Consider the following 14,559-nt stretch of genomic DNA (forward strand, 5'->3'; position numbering starts at 1 on the left):
ACCGGGCCGGGTCCGGGGGATAGCATGATGGGCTGTGAACCTTCGAGATCCTGCTGTCCCGGAGTCGCCGCACCCGGTCGTGCGGCGACTGAACGCGGGCGAGTTCGACGAAGGGCCGGGCTATGCGACCTTCCGGCGGCGCGGTACGACGGACTGGCTGCTGATCCACACCCTCGGCGGCCGGGGCCGGTTCGGCACCGCGGGGGACGACGTACTCGCGGAACCCGGGACCACCACGTTGGTCCGGCCGGGCACGCTGCACGACTACGGCGTCGAGCCCGAGCTTCAGCGCTGGCACTTCCGGTTCGCCCACTTCCACCCGAAGCCGGAGTGGCTGCCCCTGCTCGACTGGCCGGAGGTTGCACCCGGCATCCTCCAGCTCCGGCCCGCCGAGCCGACCGGCACCCGGATCGCGGACTGCCTGCGAGACGTCGTTCGGTACCAGTTCAGCGTGCTGCCACAGGGTTCCCTGCTGAGCATGAACAGCCTCGAGGCAGCGTTGCTGTGGTGCGACACCCAGAACCCGAAGGCGGTCCACGTCGACGACCGCCTGCTCCGGGCGACCGAGCTGATCGACCAGGACCTGCGCGCGACCCTGGACGTCCCGCGGCTGGCCCGCGCAGCCAACCTCTCGGTGTCCCGCTTCGCCCACCTGTTCCGGGAACAACTCGGCGTCAGCCCGCAACAGTTCATCGAACGCCGTCGCCTCGACGCGGCCGGCCGCCTGCTCGAGCTCACCACCCGGCCGATTGCCTCCGTCGCCGCCGAAGTCGGGTACCCGGACCCGCTGTACTTCTCCACCCGCTTCCGGCACCACACCGGCCTGAGTCCGACGGCGTACCGGCAGCGGGCGGAGAGTTGAGCCTCAGATCGACGGGCCGGCGGTGACCAGGCCGCCGTCGATGACGAGGTCCTGGGCGTTGATGTAGGAGGCTTCGGCGGAGGCCAGGAAGGCCACGGCGGCGGCTACGTCGTCGGCGGTGCCGAGACGGGCGGCGGGTACGGCGGCCAGGACGGCAGCGTGGGCTTCCGGAGTGACGTTGTCGTGGAACATCGGGGTTTCGATGTAGCCGGGGCTGACCGAGTTGACGCGGATCCGGCGGGGTGCGAGCTCGGCGGCGAGGGTGTGGGTGAGGTTGTGGACGGCTGCCTTCGTGGCGGCGTAGACCGACGCGCCGGGCAGACCGCGCTGGATGGTCCAGGAGGCGTTGATCACGATGGCGGCATCGTCCGAGAGCAGCGGGCTGAGCTTCTGCATGGTGAAGAAGACACCCTTGAAGTTGATGGCCACGACTCGGTCGAACTCGGCCTCGGTGGTGTCCGCAGCAGGCTCGAAGGCGGCGACGCCGGCGTTGGCGAACAGTACGTCGAGGTGCCCGAAGCGGTCGCGGACAGTCGTGACGAGGGTGTCGAGGTCCGCGAGACTCGCGGTGTCACCGGGGACCGTGAGGACCCGGTCCGGGTTCCCAAGGGTGGAAGCTGCAGTGTCGAGGCGGGTCTTGTCCCGGCCGGTCACGACGACCTGGGCGCCTTCGGTGAGGAGGCGGTGGGCTGTGGCCAGGCCCATGCCGCTGGAGCCGCCGGTGACGAGGGCGACCTTGCCGGTGAATCGATGCGTCATGTCGTCCAGCGTGCCGGTGGTTGCGCGGGGCAACCAGAGTCCACTGAACCTGGGTCCGGCACCACCAGGCTAGGCGGGCCGCGGGACGTACAGCTCCAGGAGCCAGTCCGGGTGGTCGGTCACCGCCAGCGTGGTCAGGTCGAAGAACAGTTCACCCGCTTCCGGGTGGTTCACCGCCTTGACCGCCTGTCCAGGTACGCCGACCTCCTGGCGTGCCCACAGTGCCGCGAACTCCGGACTCGCCGTACTCAGCTCGTCCACCACGCGGTCGAACTCGGGATCGCCCGGAGCACGGGCCGCGTCCGCCCGGAACGCCGCGACCACGGCCGGCGCGACGGCGGCCCAGTGGACGTGCATCCCGCGGTAGCGCTCGTTGGTGAAGAACGAGATCAGGCAGTTGTGGTCGGTGTCGTCGTACCCGAAGACCGTCCGGGTGGCGTCGTTGATCGCCAGCAGATTCCAGTACCGGTCGCGCAGGATGGCCGGCCGCGGCGACCAGGCATCGACCAGGCGGCGCAGCTCGGGAGAGACCTCGCTGTCGGTCGCCTGCGTGAGCGGTGGGTTGAGACCGGCGAGCAGGTACAGGTGCGACCGCTCCGGCTCGGTCTGCAGCAGCGCCTTGCTGATCGCGTCGAGCACCTCGCCCGACACGTTGATGTCACGCCCCTGCTCGAGCCAGGTGTACCAGGACACCCCGACCCCGGCCAGCGCCGCGACCTCCTCGCGCCGGAACCCCGGCGTACGGCGCCTGCCGGCATCCGGAAGCCCCACGTCGGCGGGCGACACCGCCGCCCGCCGAGCGCGCAGGAACTCCCGCAACTGCTCCCTCGTGGCCACACGCCACGCTAACAAAACAGCTGTCCGCGGGACCTGGCAGCAGGACCCGCGGACAGCTCTCGATCAGAACGCGAACTGGTTCAGTACGGCGAACTTGTCCGCCGCGCCACCGTTGCCGGCTGCAACGATGCGGCGCGTGATGGTGTGGTCGCCACCCGCGGGCAGCTCGAGCTTGAACTTGCTCATCGTGAAGTTGCTCTGCGAGTAGCCGGTGAAGGCGCCGCTGTCGGTGGAGTACACCAGGCCGTAGGTCTGGTTGTCCGGACCGGTGCCCGCCTGGCCGATCCACCGCTTGGCGTCCGGCACCTGGCTGAACGGCCCACCGCTGGTGATCACCGGGTAGCCCGAGACGGCCGACCGCGAGCCGGTTCCGTCGTGGTCCATCGCGTCACCGGCCCATACAGACAGCGCCGCGCCGGACTCGTTCGTGAACGTCGTCGCCGCAGTGACGAACTGCTCGTCCGGCGTCGCCGTGTACGTCGTGACGATCTTCAGACCCGGGTGCTCGGCCGACGTCCCGGTGACCCGGACGACCGCCTTCTCGCCGGTGTTCTCGACGATCTGCACGTCGTTCGACCGGGTCTGCAACTGCTGCCACGAGTTGCCGCCGAGCGGTTCGGCGGTGCTCACGTAGGGCAGGTTGATCCAGTCGAGCTGGTCCGGCTGGCCGGTGATCGCCATGTCCAGCACCTTGCCGGTGGTCGACTGGGTGAGCTGCGGGTCGTTGAAGACCTTGGCGACCGAGAGCGCGAGCTTCCGGTTCTCGATCACCACGTCGTCCGGCCCACCTTCGACCAGGCCGCTGGGCAGCCGCTTGCCGATGCTCGCGTCGACCGCGACCGGTGAGATCTCGAGGTCGATCCCCGAGGCGCCGGTCTCGCCGACCGTGAGCTCGCGCGCGGCGGTGGCGTAGCCGAGCTGGGCGGACTGGACCGTGTAGGTCCCGGTGCCCTTCTCGACGGCGATCCGGTAGTTGCCGGCCGAGTCCGTCGACGTCGCGGCGATCGCCGTACCGTTCTGGACCAGGCTGACCGCGGTCGAGGCGAGCGGCTCGCCGGTGCCCTTCTTGGTCACCTTGCCGGACACCACCGGCCACGGCTTGGCCGCGACACCGCCGGGAGTGAAGGCGTACAGGTTGCCGTCGAGCGCACCGACCACGACCGTGTTGCCACTGACCGCGGGACCGGCCGACACCCAGGTGCCGAGGTCGTGCTGCCACAGCGGCTGACCGGTCCGGGCGTCGAGCGCGTAGAAGCTGCCACCATTGGAGCCGACGAACAGCGTGTTCCCACTCAAGGCCGGCGACGTGAACGAACCGCCGCGGTACTGCTGGCCCGGCAGCAGGCGCTTCCAGATGACAGCGCCGGTGGCTGCGTTGAGTGCGGCGACCTCACCGCTCGGGAAGCCCATGTAGACGACGTCACCCTTGATCGCGGCCGCGGCGGGGGTGGCGTTGCCGTTGACCAGCGACGGCCAGGAACTGCGGTAGCTCCACAGCGTCGCGCCGGTGCTGCCGTTGCGCGCGATGATGCCGTTGCCCGAGCCGATGAAGACCCGGCCGTCGGCCGCGGACGGGATGCCGTCCTGCCAGCCGCCGAGCGCAGCAGCGCCGGTCCACTCCTGCGCACCGGTCTGGAGGTTGTACGAGATGACCCGGTCGGCCGTCTCGTTGCCGACGTACACGTGACCGTCCGAGACGACCGGCGTACCGTCGCTCATCGTCGCGCCGCTCATCGGCGCTGCCCAGATCTGTGTGCCCGTCTTGGCGTCCAGCGCGACGAGCAGACCGCGGCTCGCCTCACCGTGGCGGGTCTGGTACGGGTACAGCACCTTGCCGTCGGCAACCGTCACGCCGTAGTACCCGTAGGTGCGCTGGTTGTTGCCCTCCGGCGCCGGACCCGGGTCATTGCGCCACTTCAGCTCACCCGTCTTGGCGTCGACCGCGAACAGCGTCCCGCGCAGCGTCGGCACGTAGACCAGCCCGTCGGCCACGGCGACACTGCCGTGCACCGACGACGGTACGTCGTAGCTCCACAGCTTCTTGCCCGTCGCCAGCGACACCGCGTGGACGGCGCTGTTGCCGTCACCGTTCTCGTCCCGGGTTCCGGCGTACACGACGCCGCCGACGATCATGGGGGAGCCGGTCAGGAAGGTGCCCTTGGTGCGGTACGACCAGGCGAGCCGCTGGCCGGCGGCGATGGCATCAGGCGAGACGCCGCTGTGGCCGGCGTCGCCGTGGTGCTGGGCCCAGTCGGCGCCCGCGACCGGCTTGATCGCCTTCTCGTTCGTCAGCGTGAAGGTCGACGTCCGCGTCCAGGTAGCGCCGGTCTTGTCGGCGGCCTCCACGGTGACGGTGTGCGTGCCGATCCGGGCGGTGCCGGGCAGGACGCCGTACCAGGTGAAGTCACCGGTGGAGTGCAGCGGCAGCCAGCTGCCGTTATCCAGGCGGTAGCGCACCGTCTTGGGGGCGTCGCTGGTGTCGTAGGCGTTCACCTGGATCCCGGGGAAGCTGTCCAGCGGGACCGACGTGCCGGGGGCCGGGCTGACGATGGTCAGGTCCTTCTCCGCGCCGTACAGCCGGAACGGGTTGTCGAAGGCCTTGTTGTCCATGTTCACGAACCGGAACCCGCGCGGCGAGTTGTCGATCGTGTACGAGCTCGACACCGTCTGCACGTGCTTGGCGGTGCCGGCGAAGTCGCTGCGCGGCTCCACGTCGTTGGAGTGCTCGTGGCCGACCAGCATCAGCTCGGCGCCGTACTGCTCGAGCAGCTTGCCGTACTCGTCGTACACCGACGGCGAGCCGAACGGGACGTTCATCGGCTGGTGGGCGAGCACGACCAGGTGCTTACCCGTCTTCACGTTCTGGGCCAGGTCGGCCTTCGCCCACTCCAACTGCTCGGCGAACGGCGCGGCGCCGTTGTTCTCCAGCACCAGGAAGTGCCGGTCGCTGTAGTCGAAGGAGTACCACTCCGGGCCGACGTGCTTGCGGTAGTTGTTGATCCGGTCCTTGTACGTCGACCCCGCCGAGTACTCGTGGTTGCCGACGGCCGGCCAGACCGGCACCTCCGAGTGCGCCGTGCCGGCCTTGTAGAACTCGAACTCGGCGTCGGTCGCGTTGTTCGTCAGGTCACCGCTGACCTGGATGAACGCGAGGTGCTGCCGGGTGCTGTTGATCTCGGTGATCTGCTCGGCGAGCTGGGCGTTCACGTGCGGGTCGGCGACGTTGCCGAAGGTGAACCCGCCGTCCTCGGACTTCTTGTCCTTGCGGAGAGCGAAGTTGACCTCCCGGGTGTCGCCGGTGGCGAGCTGACCGAGGTCGCGGTAGAACTTCGCGGTCATGTTGGCGTCGGTACCCACCGAGTACCCCGCCGGCTGGGTGACGAAGACCAGGTCGACGGTTCGGCGCTCGACGTCGGTGTCCAGCGTGTAGCGCCCCTGGGCGTCGGTGACGACGATCTGCTGTCCGTCGGACACGCTGACACCGGGCAGCACCGGCTCACCCTGGTCGATCCGGTCGTCGTTGTCCCGGTCCTCGAAGACCGTGCCGGAGATGGTGGCGCTCGGGCCGTCGACGGCGTCGGCGATGACCCCACTGAGCGGAAAGCCGATCACGAGCGCAGTCAGGCCCGCGGTGACGCCGTACAGGACTCTGTGCGCCGTCGTCGTACGTTTTTCGCGAGACGAGCGGGTCAGGCGAATCATGCGAAGAGGAACCTTTCTACGAACCAGTAAAGGCCGAAGGCGGCGACGACCCCGGTCGCCGTGCGGACGGCCGGAACCGCGATGCGGGTCCGGCGGACGAGCTGGATCAGCGGGAACACGGCGACCAGCAGCATCGCCTGGCCCACCTCGATGCCGACGTTGAAGCTCAGCAGCGAGAGGAGCAGTTCCGGACTGATCGCATCGGTGATCCGCAGCGACCCGGCGAAGCCGAGGCCGTGCAGAAGACCGAAACCGAAGACCACCGGCAGCCGGTGCCGGGTGGAGCCGAGCAGGTTCTCGACCGCGACGAAGGCGATCGACAGCGCGATCAGCGGCTCGACGATCACCGCCGGCACCGAGATCCCGCCCAGCAGGGTGGAGACGAGCGTGACGCTGTGCGCCACGGTGAACATCGACACGACCTGGACCAGGCTGCGGAACGTGGTCGCGCCGAGGATGAGCGCGACCACGAACAGCACGTGGTCCAGCCCGAGCAGGATGTGCTCGATGCCCATCTTGGTGAACTGCAGGCTGGACGATGCGAGCGTGTTGTCGCCGACGGTGACGTCGTGCTTGGACCGGTCGAACACGGTCCGCCCGGACTGGTCGCCGAACGCGTACTCGACCACGTTGGTGTGGTCGTCGGCGACCGCCTCGGCCTCGGCGAAGACGTCGTACCGGAGCTTGAACTGGCCGGTGTCGCCGGGACAGGAGTAGACCAGGCCGAGGTCGGCGTACGGCTTCTCCGCACGCTGCCCGACCGAGGTGGACGCCAGCGCGGGTTCGCAGGCGGCGCCGTCGAGCGAGACGACGACGCGATCGTGCAAGTACTCCTCGAGCGCGGGCTTGGCCGTGTCGAGCGCCTGTGCCCGCCGGCCGTCGTCAGTCGCCGGCGCGCCGAGGTCGACGGCGCGCGCGAGTACGGCGTACTCCAGGCTGAGCTGGTACGTCACCTGGCTGCCGGTCTGGCGGACCGTCGAGTAGCCGGTCGACGCGATCACGTGGGCGGAGGCGGTGCTCGCTCCGATGGTGAACAGCAGGAGGACGAGTCCGGTCAGGGTCAGCAGGCGCCGCATGAGAATCCATCCCACGCGCCTTCGGCAGCCATTGGGTGACTTGTCTGGAAACGATTTCCCTCCGCCGTACGGCGAAAAATCACAGCTGCGACCGGGTCGCACACCGGCTAGCTTTGGTCCGTGCAGAGCTATGGGGTGGACGTGCTGGAGATCGCCGACGAGCTGACCGAGGCGTACGTCGAGGTGTTCACGGCGCCGCCGTGGACGTTCCGGGTGCCGGACGAGACCCGGGTCGCCTTCCGGTCCCGGCTGGAGGGTGACGCACGGCGGGACGGGTTCCAGGCGCTGGTGGAGCGGTCACCAGGCGGCTCGATCGCGGGTTTCGTCACCGGCTGGACGACGCCGTCGCCCTTCCGGACGGACCGGGCCTACGGGAAGGTGCTCGAGCGGCTCGGCGCGGAGCAGGTCGAGGAGTTGCTGGTCGGGGCCTTCGAGATCGACGAGTTGGGTGTGCTGAAGAGCGCCCGGGGGACCGGCCTCGGTCGGCGGTTGCTGGAGGCGGCTGTCGCCGAGCATCCGCGCGCCTGGCTCCTCACCTGGGACCAGGCCCACGACACGATCGCCTTCTACCGCCGCGTCGGCTGGCGCGAGCCGCCGGTTCGCGGACCGGAGACCGACATCGTGGTGTTCGTGGCGCCGGGTTAGAGGTTGAAGAGGGCGGTCGCGTTCTGGTGCATGACGGCGTCGCGCTCGGTGGGGGTGAGGTTGGCGGCTTCGAATGCGCCGATGGCGACCGAGGGATCGATCAGGGTGGCGTCGGTGCCGAACATCAGGCGGGACGGGCCGAGCTGGTCGAGGATCCAGCGGATGCGGTTCGCCTCCGGGGCCGACCAGCAGGGTTCGAACCAGATCCGGTCGCTGCGGCTGGCGGCCTCCGGGACCAGCGGCCAGCCGTTCGCTCCCATGTGACCGGCGATCACCCGGGCGTCCGGCACCCGGTCGGCGACGTCGGCGAGGTCGAGCACGTTGTCGCCCCAGGTGTGCACCAAGGTGGGCAGGCCGTACTCGGTGGTGAGCTCGATCGCTGCCTGCATCCCGGGGGAGTCGATCGGGGTCCGGCTGTACTCGGTGTGGATCTTCGCGCCGACCCAGCGGGTCCGGCCGTCACCGGCCAGGAGTTCGTCGAGGTCTGCGCGCGCCTCGTCCAGCCGGCGCGGATCGACCACGAGCATCCCGCGCAACCTGGGGTCCTCGGGCAGTTGCGCGGCCAGCGACCGGTTGCCGACCGGGGCGTCGTACACGATCGCCTCGATCGCCGACACCAGCTGGATGTCGATGCCGAACCGATCCATCAGCTCGCTGTTGACGGCCACACTGCCAACGTCCATGGAGAAGAACCACGGCCCCCAGTGGGCGTGCACGTCGATGATCATGCCTGCTCCAGGAGTCTGCTCAGGTTGTGGCTGCCGGCTTGGGCGATCTCCGCTGGGGTGAGCTTGGAGGTGAGGAGTCGGCGGACGACGGACTGGGTTTCATGGAAGGGTGTCCGGCAGCCGAGGATCAGGCGGTCGACGCCTAGCTCGGCGGCGACGATCTCCAGGGAGTCCGGGCCGGTCAGCATTCGGGTCGAGGTGTGGAAGCCCTCCTCGCCGCGCGCCAGCACGACGAAGTCACCGAGGTAGTAGAAGTGGGTGTCGAGGAACACGACCCGCGCCCCCAGCCCCCGCAGCGCCGGACCGATCTTCCGTACGTCGCCCTCGGTGAAGATCGTCACGCCCGCGTCCACGAGCAGCCGCACGACATGCTCGAAGGCCGCGAACGTCGGCTCGACCCCTTGCGACGTCGGCGCCAGCCGGAACGCCCGCGGCGGCTCTACGCCGCCCAGCAACCGCTCCAGCTCCCGCTCGGCCCCGAGCGGATCCCGCAGGTCCAGCACCGGGCACGCCGTCCACCCGTTGCCCTCGGCAACCTCAATGGCCTCGTCGTTCCCGCTCGGCACGTCGAAGTACGTCGCCCGCAGCGACGACACCACGCCACCGGAGAGCCCGGTCGACTTCATCACGTCACGCACCGACTCGGCCCGGCTCCACCGGCCCGTCGTCACGTCATGCCCGACCAGTACGTCGCAGTCCAGCAGCACGGGTCCGTCGCTCATCCGGCCACCTTAGCCAGCGCGGTGTGGACCTTCCGGATCGCGGTCACGATGTCGTCCACATCTCCTGAGGTGTAGTTCTCGTTCCAGGGCAGGACGAGGAGGCGGTGGTTGATGAGCTCCTCCGCGTTCGGACAGAGGCCGACCGGGTACTCGACGTCCTGCAGCGGGAAGTGCGAGTCGCCGTACGTGATCCGGTCCCGCAGCGCCGGGGCGCCGTACAGCGGGCTGGTCAGGTAGCCGCCGTTCGCCGGGATGCCCTCGGCGGTCAGCGCGGTCGCCCACTCGTGCAGGTCACCCGCGATCTCGGGGTCGAGGATCAACGGGTACTGCCAGTACACGTGGTCACCGGCGTCCGGTGGAGCCGTGATGCCGACGAGGTCGCCGATCCCGGCAGTTGCCTGCGCAGCCGCCGTACGACGATCTGCCACAACGCCGGCCAGTCGCGACAACTGCGCCCGGGTGACCGCGCCGACCAGCTCGGTCATCCGGTAGTTGAGGGCGAGGAAGAGGTAGTTGCGTTCGTTGGTCGCCCGCGGCCAGCCCTTGTCGGCGAACAACCGCATCCGCCGGGCGAGCGCCGCGTCGTCGGTGACGACCAGCCCGCCGTCGCCGGCGCTGATGTGCTTGGTCTGCTGCAGGCTGAAGCAGCCGATGTGCCCTATCCGGCCGGTCAGCGTGTCGCCGACCGGGGCGAGGTAGGCCTGTGCGCAGTCCTCGATCAGTGTGATCCCGTGTTGGTCGCAGAGCTCACGCAGCTCGACGATCGGCGCCGGCTTGCCGAACAGGTGCACCGCCATCACGGCCTTGGTCCGCGGCGTGATCGCGGCGGCGACCGCGGCCGGGGCGACGTTGCCGGTCATCGGGTCGACGTCGGCGAACACCGGCACCGCGTTCTGCATCAGGATCGGGAACACGGTGCCCATGTCGCTGATCGGCGTGGTGATGATCTCGTCGCCCGGCTCCGGGTCGACCGCGGCGACCGCGAGGTGCAGTGCCGCCGTCCCGGAGCTGCAGGCGACCGCGTGCCCGGCCCCCAGCAGCGCGGCGAACTCCTGCTCCAGCGCGGGAACCTCGGTGCCCCAGGTGGCCGACAGCATGCCGGTGCGAAGCACTCGCTCGGCGGCCTTGATCTCCTCGTCGCCGAAGCGCCGGCCGGAGGCGTCCATCACCGTCGGCAGCGGTCCGGAGCGCACCGGGGTGCCGCCGTCGCGGGCGAGTTCGGGCTGGTCCATCGCAAAGGTCCCCACGTGGTCTGAGTTGCTCACGGCAACGGTAGCTGGACGAGATCGCGGTCGGCGAGGCCCCACACGCTGTGCGGCGCCCCGCCGCGGACCGGCGACAGCTGGGGCACCGTGTACCACCCGTCGCCGAGCTTGTTCACCAGGAGTTTCGCCTCGGCGAGCCCCGGACCGAGCTGGTACAGGTTCCCGCCGAAGTTCGTCTCACAATAGACGCCGGTCCGGTCGGTGTAGATCTCTCCATAGCCGGAGAGCTTGTTCGTGCCGCGGACGACGGCGTTGGTCCGCAGGTTGTACGTGAACCAACCACCGCTCGTCCGCTTGAGCACGCCGTACAGGATGCCGTCCTTGACCGCGACGCTCTGGATCGAGCGCTCACCGGCGAGCGGGTCGACCGTCCACAGCAGCTCGCGCCGGCCCAGGTCGAACGCCCCGATCGCGGCCGACGACCGGGTCGGGGTGATGCCGCCACCGCCGACGACGTCACCGCCGAGGTAGGCGATCCCGTCCACGATCGAGACCGACATGACGCTCTGGTCGGGCAGGACGCCGTAGTACACCTCGAGCGCGCCGGTCCGGGTGTCCACGAGCGTCAGCGCACCGGTGAGCTTCCCGGTCCCTGGCGCCGAGGCGATCGCGAGCATCTTCGTCTTCTCGTCGTACGCCGCCTGCCACGGCCGCATCTGCTGGTTGCCGATGAGCCCCAGCGAGTGCACCTCCTTGGTCCGCGGGTTGATGCGGACCACCTCTGTGCTCGGGTAGATCGCCGAGTACAGCTCACCCTTCACCCAGGTCAGTGTCTTGGCCTCGCCGGGAACGCGGATCCGGCGGGTGGCGCCGGTGCCGATCGCGTGCTCGGTGACCACCCAGTGGCCGCCGACGTACAGATGCGGGTCGCCGAGCTCGAGCGACTGTGGCTTGTCCGGGGCAGGTGTGAAACCGGCGTCGACCAGATCCAGCAGCTCGAACTCACCCGAGGCCAGATCCAGCCACCAGAGCACTCCGGACCCGGTCGAGCCGAGCAGCGTCGTCGCGTCGAGCAGGACGAGTCGGCGATGCTCGTCGGCCGGTGCGGGCGTCGCGACCGCGGTCAGCACCGTGTCGGTGGGGCCGCACGACCACACCGTCCCGGAGCGACGCGTCGTCAGGTACGCCGTGCCGTCCGGTGCGACCGCGATCGCGTCGACCCCGGTCTCACCGCTCGGCAGCGGGACGATCCGTGCGTCGCTGCCATCCGCCGCCAGGCTCACGAGTGCCCGGGAAGCGCCCGCGTAGATCCGGTCCGCGGTCGCGGCGAACGGGCCGAAGTTCTGACCACGCAAGGCGGCCGGCGTGAGGTCGCGGAAGGTCCCGGCCGCCCGGTCGTAGCCGACGAGCTGGGACGGCGTGTAGATCCCGGCGAAGACGAAGTTGCCCGCCGCGCCGACGTAGCGCCCGTACTGCGCGCCTGCCACCGGTGCACCGAGTCGGGTCAAGGCGTTCGTCGCGGGATCGATCTGCCACACCGTGGCGTTGGGATAGCTGACCGCGAACACCTGACCGTCCGGCCCGGTCGTCATGTCCCAGACGAACCCACCGGCCCCGGCCAGGCTGCCGACTCGCGTCAACGCTGCGGTCGCCGGGTCGAAGCAGTAGACGTCGGCGACCGGATACAGCCCGACGTACACCTTGCCCGCAGCAACGGTGATGCCCCAGCCGCCTTCACCGATCGGGAGGTCGGTGGTCCGGGTGACCTGCCGGGTGGTCAGCGAGATCTCGACCAGCTTGGGCGGCACGATGCCCCGGGTGATCACGTACGCGTGCTCGTCGTGGACGGCCATGGCCACCACCGCGGCCGTCAGGCACGCCGGCCCGAAGGTCGGCAGCGTGGAACCGTCGATCGGATCAGCCTGGGCAGCGGCTCGGGCGCCAGGTATCGGCAGCGTGGTCGCGGCGCCGGTCAGGAGGGCGCCGGTCAGGACGGTGCGGCGAGAGATCATCGGAGGGCCTCAGTTCGCGCGGGGGAGATTGCCGATCCGGACCAGGTCGCGGCCCTTGATCGTGTAGAGGGCGTCGCCGGTGTGCGACGTCGTGATCAGCGGGAAGCCGTAGATCTCGGTGCCCAGCCCGTCGACCACCGTGGTGACGGCCGGCGGAGCGGATCGTTGCGGGACGACCTGGAAGACCCGCTTGCTGTCCGTCCCGAACAGGCCGGCCCGGGCGATCGTCAGGCGACTCTGCCCGGTGCCGATGGTGACGGTCGAGAGCACCTTGCCGGTCCGCGGATCCAGTACGGCGAGCCGCCCGTCGTCCGTGGTCGCGTACAACCGGCCGTGATAGACCATCACATCGCTGTACGCCTGCGCATCCGGAAGTGGCGTGACCTCCCAAAGCGTGCGGTTGCGGCGCAGGTCGAACGCGACGACCGTTGCCTCGGGCAAGATCGGCTCGGTGCCTAGGCTGTTCCGGGTCGCGCCGCCGAGGTAGGCGATGCCGTCGGCCGTGGCGACCGAGCGGACGGACTGCTGCGGCACGACGCCGCGGTGCACCTCGAGCTCGCCGGTGTCCAAGTGTCGCTCGGTGAGCGTGCCGTCGTACTTGCCGTAATCGGGCTCGGTGGAGATCAGCCACGTCTTCGAGCGGGCGTCGTACGCGTCGTCGGTCGGGCGGGTCTGCTCGTTGCCGATCCGGTCGAGCTCCTTCAGACCGGACCCGTCCGGCTTCATCGACCACAGCCGGGCGAGGGTGTAGACGCCGAGATACACGTCGCCTCCGACCGGCGTGAGCGTCTTGGCCTCGCCCGGCAGGAAGGTGCGTGTGCTCGCCCCTGTCGCGAGGTCGTGGACCTGGATCCCGGCCTTGCCGCTGACCAGCACCGAGGTTGCGGTGGCGGCGATCCCCATCGCCTGCTCCGGCGCCGGTGGCAGGCCGGCCGTGCCGAGGTCGGTCCCGGTGAACGTGCCCGTGGCCGCGTCGAACTCGACCACCTGGGAGGTCAGCTCGGCCCGGACGGTCGAGCCGTCGACGAAGATCCGGTTGAAGTAGGCCCCGTCGTACGGCGACCCCAGCCGTGTCAGCGTGGAGCCGTCGTACCGGTAGAGGGTGCCGGACGGGCGGGTGCCGAGGTAGACGTCACCGGTGGGCGCGTCGATCGTGATGGCAGTGACGTACTGATCGCCGCCCGGGGTCTGCACCTCGACCGGGTTGCTCAGGTCGGTGGTGTCGAACACGAGCATCGTCCCGGTGGGGGAGAGGCCGGCGGCGAGCTTCGTCCCGGACAGGCTGAGCGTGGCGACGAAGGTGCGGTCGGCGTACTGCGTGGGGAGCACGTTGCGGCGCTCGCCGGTGACCCGGTCGATGGCGATCAGGTACGCCTTGGTGCCGACGCCGGCGTAGATGGTGGTCGCGTCGGCGGCGATGCTCCGGACGTACTGCTGGCCGGCGACGGCGGCGCCGTACGTCTTGGTGGCTCCGGTGGCCGGGTCGTACTCGTGGACGCCGCCGTCCGGGTAGGTGCCGACGACGATCTTGCCGTCCGGGGTGGCGGCGATCGACCAGATGAACGATCCGAACCGGGCGACCTTGGTGGCCGCGCCCGACACCGTGTCGATCCGGTACAGATCGCCCGGGGTGTAGAGACCGACATACAGGTCTGTGCCGATATGCGTCATCGCCCAGGCGCCGGCGCCGGTCGGCAGCGAGAGCTTGCGGTCGATCGTGCGGGCCACCGGGTCGAACGCACCGACCTGGATCGGGGAGACGCCGGACGTCACGGTCCAGATCCGGTCGCCGACCTGCTCGGCGACGCTGGTCGAGGTGACGGCCGACGCCGGGCCGAGATTGTCCACGGTCACCGCGCTCGGGCCCGCCGCGGCCGGACTGACCGAATTGCTCACGAGCGCTGCGCATATGACGAGCACGGCGAGCAGCTTCCGCGCAAATCGCTTGTCCACAAGGCCTCCCGGGACACCGCGACCGGTTTTACGGTCATGGCTGAAATTACCCGGCAGC

Annotated in this window: 11 protein-coding genes; 2 read left to right on the forward strand and 9 right to left on the reverse strand. The window is 69.7% G+C overall.

Annotation, left to right across the window (positions count from 1 at the left end; translation table 11 throughout):
* Positions 1-34: 34 nt before the first annotated feature.
* Positions 35-862, forward strand: a complete 828-nt coding sequence (locus AB0H36_RS02760) for a helix-turn-helix domain-containing protein (RefSeq protein ID WP_360515362.1) — start codon at positions 35-37, stop codon at positions 860-862.
* A 3-nt stretch (positions 863-865) separates the two neighbouring features.
* Here the strand turns inward: AB0H36_RS02760 and AB0H36_RS02765 are convergent, their stop codons facing one another.
* The 4 genes from AB0H36_RS02765 to AB0H36_RS02780 all read right to left on the reverse strand — a co-directional run bounded on the left by AB0H36_RS02765 (position 866) and on the right by AB0H36_RS02780 (position 7,236).
* Entirely contained in the window at positions 866-1,621 is a 756-nt protein-coding gene (locus AB0H36_RS02765) for a glucose 1-dehydrogenase (RefSeq protein WP_360515365.1), read from the reverse strand.
* Positions 1,622-1,690: 69 nt separating this feature from the next.
* Positions 1,691-2,458 (reverse strand): helix-turn-helix transcriptional regulator, encoded by a 768-nt coding sequence (locus AB0H36_RS02770; RefSeq protein ID WP_360515368.1) that lies wholly within the window; start codon positions 2,456-2,458, stop codon positions 1,691-1,693.
* A 63-nt stretch (positions 2,459-2,521) separates the two neighbouring features.
* Positions 2,522-6,160 (reverse strand): PQQ-binding-like beta-propeller repeat protein, encoded by a 3,639-nt coding sequence (locus AB0H36_RS02775; RefSeq protein ID WP_360515371.1) that lies wholly within the window; start codon positions 6,158-6,160, stop codon positions 2,522-2,524.
* Positions 6,157-7,236: a HupE/UreJ family protein gene (locus AB0H36_RS02780; RefSeq protein WP_360515374.1), complete on the reverse strand. Its 1,080-nt coding sequence runs from the start codon at positions 7,234-7,236 to the stop codon at positions 6,157-6,159. The genes AB0H36_RS02775 and AB0H36_RS02780 overlap by 4 nt, the downstream gene beginning before the upstream one ends.
* Before the next feature lie 120 nt (positions 7,237-7,356).
* Here AB0H36_RS02780 and AB0H36_RS02785 point away from each other — a divergent pair, with 120 nt between their 5' ends.
* Positions 7,357-7,881 carry a GNAT family N-acetyltransferase gene (locus tag AB0H36_RS02785; RefSeq protein ID WP_360515377.1) on the forward strand — a complete coding sequence of 175 codons (525 nt, stop codon included), beginning with the start codon at positions 7,357-7,359 and terminating at the stop codon, positions 7,879-7,881.
* On the opposite strand, the gene AB0H36_RS02790 is transcribed toward AB0H36_RS02785, so the two are convergent.
* From AB0H36_RS02790 to AB0H36_RS02810, 5 genes are read right to left on the reverse strand one after another with little or no spacing between them, the layout of a single operon-like run.
* Positions 7,878-8,609, reverse strand: coding sequence for an amidohydrolase family protein (locus AB0H36_RS02790; protein WP_360515380.1), 732 nt, complete (start codon positions 8,607-8,609; stop codon positions 7,878-7,880). The genes AB0H36_RS02785 and AB0H36_RS02790 overlap by 4 nt on opposite strands.
* The gene (locus tag AB0H36_RS02795; protein ID WP_360515383.1) at positions 8,606-9,331 is read right to left on the reverse strand and encodes a hypothetical protein; all 726 of its coding nucleotides are present in this window, start codon (positions 9,329-9,331) and stop codon (positions 8,606-8,608) included. Before AB0H36_RS02795 ends, AB0H36_RS02790 begins: the two co-directional genes overlap by 4 nt.
* The gene (locus AB0H36_RS02800; RefSeq protein WP_360515386.1) at positions 9,328-10,563 is read right to left on the reverse strand and encodes a DegT/DnrJ/EryC1/StrS family aminotransferase; all 1,236 of its coding nucleotides are present in this window, start codon (positions 10,561-10,563) and stop codon (positions 9,328-9,330) included. The genes AB0H36_RS02795 and AB0H36_RS02800 overlap by 4 nt, the downstream gene beginning before the upstream one ends.
* 29 nt (positions 10,564-10,592) lie before the next feature.
* The gene (locus AB0H36_RS02805; RefSeq protein WP_360515389.1) at positions 10,593-12,548 is read right to left on the reverse strand and encodes a hypothetical protein; all 1,956 of its coding nucleotides are present in this window, start codon (positions 12,546-12,548) and stop codon (positions 10,593-10,595) included.
* 9 nt (positions 12,549-12,557) lie between these two features.
* Positions 12,558-14,501: a PQQ-binding-like beta-propeller repeat protein gene (locus AB0H36_RS02810; RefSeq protein ID WP_360515392.1), complete on the reverse strand. Its 1,944-nt coding sequence runs from the start codon at positions 14,499-14,501 to the stop codon at positions 12,558-12,560.
* Between the last annotated feature and the right edge of the window lie 58 nt (positions 14,502-14,559).

This window comes from Kribbella sp. NPDC050820 (genome assembly GCF_040653975.1).
GTDB lineage: Bacteria > Actinomycetota > Actinomycetes > Propionibacteriales > Kribbellaceae > Kribbella.

Coding starts and splice junctions, on each gene's coding strand:
- AB0H36_RS02765 (WP_360515365.1), bottom strand. CDS start 1,621: ATGACGCATCGATTCACCGGCAAGGTCGCCCTCGTCACCGGCGGCTCC.
- AB0H36_RS02775 (WP_360515371.1), bottom strand. CDS start 6,160: ATGATTCGCCTGACCCGCTCGTCTCGCGAAAAACGTACGACGACGGCG.
- AB0H36_RS02780 (WP_360515374.1), bottom strand. CDS start 7,236: ATGCGGCGCCTGCTGACCCTGACCGGACTCGTCCTCCTGCTGTTCACC.
- AB0H36_RS02790 (WP_360515380.1), bottom strand. CDS start 8,609: ATGATCATCGACGTGCACGCCCACTGGGGGCCGTGGTTCTTCTCCATG.
- AB0H36_RS02795 (WP_360515383.1), bottom strand. CDS start 9,331: ATGAGCGACGGACCCGTGCTGCTGGACTGCGACGTACTGGTCGGGCAT.
- AB0H36_RS02800 (WP_360515386.1), bottom strand. CDS start 10,563: ATGGACCAGCCCGAACTCGCCCGCGACGGCGGCACCCCGGTGCGCTCC.
- AB0H36_RS02805 (WP_360515389.1), bottom strand. CDS start 12,548: ATGATCTCTCGCCGCACCGTCCTGACCGGCGCCCTCCTGACCGGCGCC.